This window comes from Endozoicomonas sp. SESOKO4 (genome assembly GCF_024606275.1).
In genome coordinates this window covers 1-7580 of sequence record NZ_JAHHPS010000449.1, presented here as the reverse complement: position 1 = coordinate 7580, position 7580 = coordinate 1, and the positions used below count along the sequence as shown (strand labels likewise).

Genomic DNA, 7580 nt, shown 5'->3' with positions numbered 1-7580 from the left:
ACTCTACACCAGGAAAACTAGTCAGCTCTCTAGACCCCGGGATTTGCTCAGCCTCGCACCCTACTTTTGAATTCCACTTAACCCCCAAGGATGACCCTACACTCGGGGCATTCAAGGAGCTTCCAGCCAAACGGGATCGCAACGGGCGTATTATCCGCAAAGCAAAAAAACTGCCATTTATGGGGGTTACCGGAACCAAGCATTTTTTTGATTCTGAGTATCGGGCCCAACAATGCACCGAAAAACCAACCACAACTGCCAAGATAGGCGATTCACTAGAAAATAAACTTTGCGATCAACCGGACAAGCTCTAGGGAAAAAATCAATAGACCACTACTCCCACCACAGACATATGACACCCAGATAATTTGAGATTATTTCTGTGCAGCTTAAATAATGGCTAACCCCGTCTAATTTTGGCCTTTTCAAGCATTGGCCACCATTCAAAACAGTGGACAAAAACTGATCGATGCAAACGAATTATGACAAAGGTTGGTTACCATACTCATTGTCTGGCTGTGAGTCCTGTAACAGAAAAACGAGCATCACAATCCAGCCAATCACTGGAATTAAATAGATCAACTGCCACCAACCTGAACGACCTGTGTCGTGAAGCCTGCGAGCGGTAACGGCAATGCCGGGAACCAGAACGGCCAAACAATACAAAACAGAAAACAGCCCGGCTCCACCAAAGGCGTCCAATCCCCCTGCTACCAGATAGAACAACAAATAGAACAAGTAATACATCCAGTAGGCCTTTCTGGAGGCTCTACCATTAAATTCTGCGTACTTACGGAATGCGTCGATAAAATATTCCATCATCTTTCTCAATATGGACAGGAATATGTACGAAATTTTATCAAAAAATGTCGTTCAAAATGATCGCCCGTCAAAGGCATATACATATTTTCATACAGGTAATTTTATCTACGATTCCAATGTCGTAAGATGACACGTTAGAATCATCCCTACCAGTCAGAAACAACGAAAAGACCAATTCGCCTCAATGGGCTGCGGGCAATCAGGAAGACAGTGATATGGCAGCAAAACCAGGTGCTCAACCTTCAAACTTCCAGTTTCTGGCAGAGCATGACTCGCTTTTTCTGGAGCTGGCAACAGCAGCCGAGCGCTCTTTCTCAAGCGATCCCAACACCACTTTGATCAAACTTCGCCAGCTGGGTGAAGCCCTGGCTCAGCATATTGCCTCACTTTGTGGCATCACATCAGAGGAGCCCCTGAGCCAGAATGACCTGCTCTACCGCCTTAACAGGGAGCTTAGTCTCGACCCGAAAGTACGGGAGATGTTTCATATCCTCCGGAAGGAAGGGAACAAAGCAACGCATCAGTTCCAGACCAGTCACCGGGAAGCGATCAGTGGCTTACGGGTGGCCCGTGAGCTGGCAATCTGGTTTCATCGTTCCCTGACAAAAAACGCCCGCTTTAATCCAGGCCCGTTCCTTCCTCCGCCTGATCCCAGTCGACAACTGCGTGAACTGCATGAACAGATTGAGAAGCTGAAAGCTGATCTCAGTGCTGCAAACGTTGAGCTGGAATCCAGCCAGCAATACAAAGAACTGGACCTGAAAGAAAAGGAAGAATACAAGGCTCTTGCCTTTGAGATGGACAAAGAAGCCCGGCAGCTTCAGGAGCAGGTCAAACAACACGACCAGGCTCTGGAAGATTTGCGTAAATCTTACGAAGCAAAACTGGCCGAGGCTGACGCCAGAGTCAAAGCGTTAACTGAGAAGGAACAGGCTGACGAACGGCAAACTATTGCCTTCCAGACAGCCACCGCTGGTCAGCAGGTCAATCTTGATGAAGAAATGACCCGAATCCTCATAGATAACATGCTTACCGAAGCCGGTTGGAAGACTGATACACAGGAACTGACCTGGCAGAAAGGTGCACGGCCCGAACACAATCAGTTCAAGGCCATCGCCGAGTGGCCAACAGTAAAAGAGAATGGCAAAAGAGGTTGGGCTGATTACGTTTTATTCCACGGTTTGATGCCCATTGCCGTGGTGGAAGCCAAACGTGAGAACGTCAATGTCTCCGGTAAAATACCTCAAGCAGAAGACTACAGTCGTGGTTTACAAATCGAACCTCCCCTGAAAGCAGCCTCTGAACTGGCGGGTCGCAGTGAACCCTGGTCCGATGGTATGGGCGGATACTACATTGTGCCATTCGTTTACTCCTGCAATGGTCGCCCCTATGTCCCCCAGATAAAGGAACAATCTGGCATCTGGTTTCGTGATGTTCGTATGCCAAGCAATATCAAACGTGCACTGCCTCAGTTCCACACGCCACAGGGGTTAAAGGATCTTCTGGATCGAAGCCGTGAAGCCGCAGAAAAAGCACTGCAAAATGAAAGCTACGATTACCTGAACCTGCGGGACTACCAGCAAAAGGCAATTGAAGCAGTTGAGAACACCTTGTCGAAAGACATTCGTACCGCACTGCTGGCCATGGCCACCGGAACGGGTAAAACCCGGACAGTTCTTGGCCTTATGTACCGCTTCCTCAAAACAGAGCGTTTCAAGCGCATTCTCTTCCTGGTAGACAGAAACGCCCTTGGCAAGCAGGCTAACGATACCTTTATGGAAGCCAAGCTGGAGCAGAACCAGTCGCTTACCCAGATCTACGACGTGCTGGCGATGAAGAACGTACAGGTTGAACCGGAAACCCGCGTCCAGACCGCCACAGTACAGGCCATGGTGCAGCGAATCTTTGCCTCCGATAATCCGCCATCAATAGATCAGTACGATTGCATCATTATTGACGAAGCACACAGGGGTTATACCCTCGATCAGGAAATGACCGAAGGGGAGATGACCACACGGGATGCAGCCCAGTATCTCTCGAGTTACCGACGAGTGCTGGACTACTTCGATGCTGTCAAAATCGGCCTGACGGCGACCCCGGCAGCCCATACCAAAGATATTTTCGGTTCACCCGTTTACACCTATTCCTACAGGGAGGCTGTTGCCGACGACTGGCTGATTGATTACGAGCCGCCCATTCGCTACATCACCAAACTGGCACAGCAAGGTATTCGCTTTGATGAGAGCGAAACCGTTTCTGTAATCAATACCCGGACGGGCGAAGTGGAACAGGAAAATCTGAAAGATGAGCTGAATTTCGAGATCGAAGCCTTCAACCGGCGGGTCATTAACCAGAGCTTTAACAGGGTAATCTGTGATGAACTGGTAAAAGAGCTGGACCCCCTCGGAGAAGAGAAGACCATGATCTTCTGTGCCACGGACAGGCATGCTGATATGGTCAAAAGGCTGCTTGATGAAGCCTTTGAAAGAGAGCTCGGCAGCACCTACAACGAAGCTGCTGTGAAAAAAATCACTGGTGAAAGCAACAATCCGCCAGAGTTGATCAAACAGTTCAAAAATGAGCGCTACCCGAATATCGCTATCACTGTCGATCTGCTCACCACAGGCATTGATGTACCGAAAATCTGTAACCTGGTATTTATGCGTCGGGTGAAGTCCCGTATCCTTTTTGAACAGATGATTGGCCGTGCTACCCGCCGCTGCGATGAGATCGGCAAAACGGTGTTTCGCATTTACGATCCCGTGGATATCTTCGCAGCCTTTGACCGGGAGAACAAAAACGCCAACAGCATGAAGCCGCTGGTGAAGGACCCCAATATCACGATTGAGCAACTGGTTGAAGAACTCACTGATCCCGCCAGACTGGAACAATCACTCAATATCTCCGGCGACACCGAACAGGAAACCCAGGCAGACTCCAATCTCAGTCAGCTCAGCCAAAAGCTGATGCGGGTGTTGCGCAAAGCAGAACATAAATCTGACTACAACCAACCACTTAAAGAGAAGCTGCAACAACTAGAAGAACTCTGGGGCGTAGAACCGAAAAAACTGCACACCCATCTGCATCGGCTGGGCCCAAAAAAGGCAGCAGAATTTATCCACCAACATGCTGGCCTGATCAACCAGATTAATGATGTGAAGGCGTTGACAGGCAGCGACTATCGCCCTGTGATCTCTGAGCATCAGGATGAAGTCCGCGAACGGGTGCAAAGCTATGGCATCCGCCAGCGCCCGGAAGACTACCTGGACAGTTTCAACGACTTTATCAAACACCAGCTGAATGAATCCGCTGCCCTGAGTGTGGTGGTCAACCGACCAAAAGACCTTACCCGTGAACAGCTTAAAGAGGTGAAAATGCTGCTGGACGCTGCCGGTTATAACGAAGCGGGTCTGCAGGCCGCCGTGCGTGAACAGAGCCACCGGGACATTGCGGCCAGCATCATCGGTCATATTCGCCGCGCCGCCCTGGGTGAAGCTTTGATGCCCTTTGAGCAGCGGGTCGCCCTGGCAATGGACCGCATCTACACCAGCCACAAATGGAACACCAACCAGCGCAAATGGCTGGAGCGGCTGGCCAAGCAGCTGGTCTTTGAAGTGGTGGTGGACCAGCAGTTTATCAATGAGCGTTTTGCCCAGCAGGGTGGGGTCAAACAGTTCAACAAAGTGCTGGATGACCAGCTCGATAATGTGTTGGATCTGCTGGGTGAGAGCCTGTGGGAGCCAGCGCAGGCAGCTAATGGTTGACACTTTAAGCAAGCAACAACCACTGCAAACGGGTAAACTTACCCACCACATTTCACAGCTCTCACGCACTGAGAGCTGTTTTGCTTTACCGATAGAGACTGTTAGATGACCAGCGATAATATCGTCCAGAAGCTCTGGAACCTCTGTGATGTCCTGCGGGATGATGGCATTAATTACTCGGACTACGTCACCGAGCTGGTCCTGCTGCTGTTTATAAAGATGGTTCATGAGAATACCGAAGCCGGTACGCTGGAACACCACCCGTTGCCAGAAGGTTGCCGCTGGACCGATCTGAACAATAAATCCGGCATCAATCTGATGAACGACTACCGTCAGATTCTGCTGACCCTCTCCACAGGAAAGCGCACCGTAGCCGATGCCGATGACCCCGGCAAAACCACCGAGATACGGGTTCATCATGATCCATTAATTACTGCCATCTATGCCGATGCCCAGACTCGTCTGCGAGAGCCTCGCCATCTGGAGCAGTTGATTAAATCCCTTGATCGGATCAACTGGTTTGATGCCCAAAAAGACGGTCTCGGTAATCTCTATGAAGGATTGTTACAGAAAAACGCCAATGAAACCAAATCCGGTGCAGGCCAGTACTTTACCCCTCGCCCGCTGATTGACTCTATGGTTCGTTGCATCAAGCCTCAGTCCGGTGAACTGGTTCAGGACCCGGCAGCAGGCACCGCTGGCTTTTTGATTGCCGCTGACCGTTACATCAAGGAACAGACCGACGATCTGTTTGACCTTACGCCAGCCCAACAGCGCTTCCAGAAAAATGATGCCTTTGTCGGTATCGAACTGGTGCCCTCCACCCGTCGACTGGCGCTGATGAACTGTCTATTGCACGGTATGGAAGGGGATGACGAAGGTGTCGTACATCTGGGCAACGCTCTTGGTCAGGTGGGTACGGAAATGAGCGCGGCGGATATTATTCTTGCCAACCCACCCTTTGGTACCAGCAAGGGCGGCGAAGCCTCCATTACCCGCACCGACCTCACCTACCCGACCAGCAATAAACAACTGGCTTTCCTGCAACATATTTATCGCAACCTAAAACCCGGTGGCCGTGCGGCTGTGGTGTTGCCAGATAACGTGCTTTTTGAAGCAGGCGTGGGTACAGAGATTCGCCGTGATTTGATGAACAAATGCAACCTGCATACCATCCTACGACTACCGACGGGTATTTTTTACGCTCAGGGCGTAAAAACCAATGTGCTGTTCTTTACCAAAGGCAGTAGTGCTGATCCACAATCCACCGAGAACTGCACCGAGCATGTCTGGGTTTACGATCTGCGGACCAATATGCCCAGCTTCGGCAAGCGAACTCCCTTTGGCCCAACTCATCTTGCACCGTTTGAAATGGTTTACGGTGACACCCCCGATGGCAGCAGCCCGCGTACTGAAGGCGATTACAGTTTTAATGCTGAGAAGATCGACCAGGTGGCGGCAACGGATGAAAACGAAGGGGTTAGCGATAAACTGGCCCATAGCCGCTGGCGTTGTTTTTCTCGTCAGTGGGTTAGTGAGCATAAATCCGACTCTCTTGATATCAGTTGGCTGAAAGATGCGGACAGTATTGATGCTGCCAATTTGCCGGAGCCAGGTGTGCTTGCGGGTGAAGCGATGAGTGAACTGGTGCAGGCATTGGGGGAGCTGGATAGTCTGATGCGGGAGTTGGGTGAAGGTGGTGTGGCGGATGGGCAGAAGGCGTTGTTGTTAGAAGTTATGGGTGGTGACGAGTAATGACTGAGTTTACATTGCCTGAGTCGTGGTCAGAATCCACCCTTGTTGACTGCGCTAACTTCATCGACTACAGAGGTAAAACACCAAAAAAAACGGCAGAGGGTATTCCTCTTATTACGGCAAAAAATATCCGTAATGGCTTTATCAACCGTCAGCCAAGGGAGTTCATTGCTGAGTCTGATTATGACTCTTGGATGACAAGAGGTATACCCTGTGTAGGTGATGTCGTCATCACTACCGAAGCCCCTCTTGGTAATGTTGCTGTCATTGATATTGAAGAGAAGTTCGCTTTGGCACAAAGATCCATCTGCTTACAGTCTTATGTGTCAGAAACCAGCCGTTTTATCCACTATGCTCTGAGATCTCCGGAGTTTCAGAAAGCTCTGACCTTAAATGCCACAGGTACAACTGTTAGCGGGATAAAGGCAGCTACTCTGAAAACTCTCAGGTTGCCAGTCCCACCTCTCAGCGAGCAAAAAATCATCGCCCAAAAACTCGATACCCTGCTGGCACAGGTAGAAAGCACCAAAGCCCGCCTTGAACGCACCCGCGAAACCCTGAAGCGTTTCCGGCAATCGGTACTGGCTGCTGCTGTGAGTGGGAAGTTAATTGGAATTGAAGGAGCTAGTAATAAAGAGCAATACAAAAAGTTTGAAGATATCTTAAAGGACAGAAAACAGCTTTCTTATGGTGTCTTGAAGCCTGGCGACTTTGATAGGGACGGGGTTCCTATGGTACGGGTTATGGATGTCAGTGACAGAGGCGGATTCAATAAAACAGATATATTTAAAATTTCAAAGCAATTATCAGATGAGTTCAAAAGAACGGTTGTCAATGAGGGCGATATTATCTTGTCAGTAATGGCAACTACTGGCAGAGCTGCAATAATTCCTACCGAGTTATCTGGAGCAAATGTAAACCGGGCTCTTGCTGTAATTAAACTATCCGCTGAAGTGCTGCCAAAGTTTATTTTATTTCAACTTTTATCTCCGAAGTTTCAAGAAGCTTTTGTTGAGAAACAGATAGGCACTGCACAAAAGAGAATAAATCTTGCAGATTTGCGAAAATTTGATACGTGGGTTCCTGATATGGCGATTCAGAAAACGGTCGTTACAAGAGTAGAACAACTCTTCGCCCACGCCGACACCATCGAAAAACAAACCGAAGTGGCACTGGCACGAGTCAACAACCTCACCCAATCCATCCTCGCCAAAGCCTTCCGTGGCGAACTCACCGCCC

5 protein-coding genes are annotated in these 7580 nt (G+C 49.6%); 4 read left to right on the top strand and 1 reads right to left on the bottom strand.

Annotated features, from left to right (window positions below):
* Positions 1 to 314: hypothetical protein (locus KDK16_RS08820; RefSeq protein ID WP_257275655.1), on the top strand; the 314-nt coding region annotated here is incomplete at its 5' end.
* A gap of 166 nt (positions 315 to 480) precedes the next feature.
* Here the strand turns inward: KDK16_RS08820 and KDK16_RS08815 are convergent.
* Positions 481 to 819, bottom strand: a complete 339-nt coding sequence (locus KDK16_RS08815; protein WP_257275654.1) for a DUF805 domain-containing protein — start codon at positions 817 to 819, stop codon at positions 481 to 483.
* Positions 820 to 1037: 218 nt separating this feature from the next.
* Between KDK16_RS08815 and hsdR the strand changes: the two genes are divergently transcribed.
* From hsdR to KDK16_RS08800, 3 genes are all read left to right on the top strand, one after another.
* Positions 1038 to 4586 (top strand): type I restriction-modification system endonuclease, encoded by a 3549-nt coding sequence (hsdR, locus tag KDK16_RS08810; RefSeq protein WP_257275653.1) that lies wholly within the window; start codon positions 1038 to 1040, stop codon positions 4584 to 4586.
* Between the two features lie 105 nt (positions 4587 to 4691).
* Complete coding sequence (locus KDK16_RS08805) at positions 4692 to 6341, top strand: type I restriction-modification system subunit M (protein ID WP_257275652.1); 1650 nt, start codon at positions 4692 to 4694, stop codon at positions 6339 to 6341.
* A partial coding sequence (locus KDK16_RS08800; protein ID WP_257275651.1) for a restriction endonuclease subunit S occupies positions 6341 to 7580 on the top strand: 1240 nt, incomplete at its 3' end. The genes KDK16_RS08805 and KDK16_RS08800, both read left to right, overlap by 1 nt.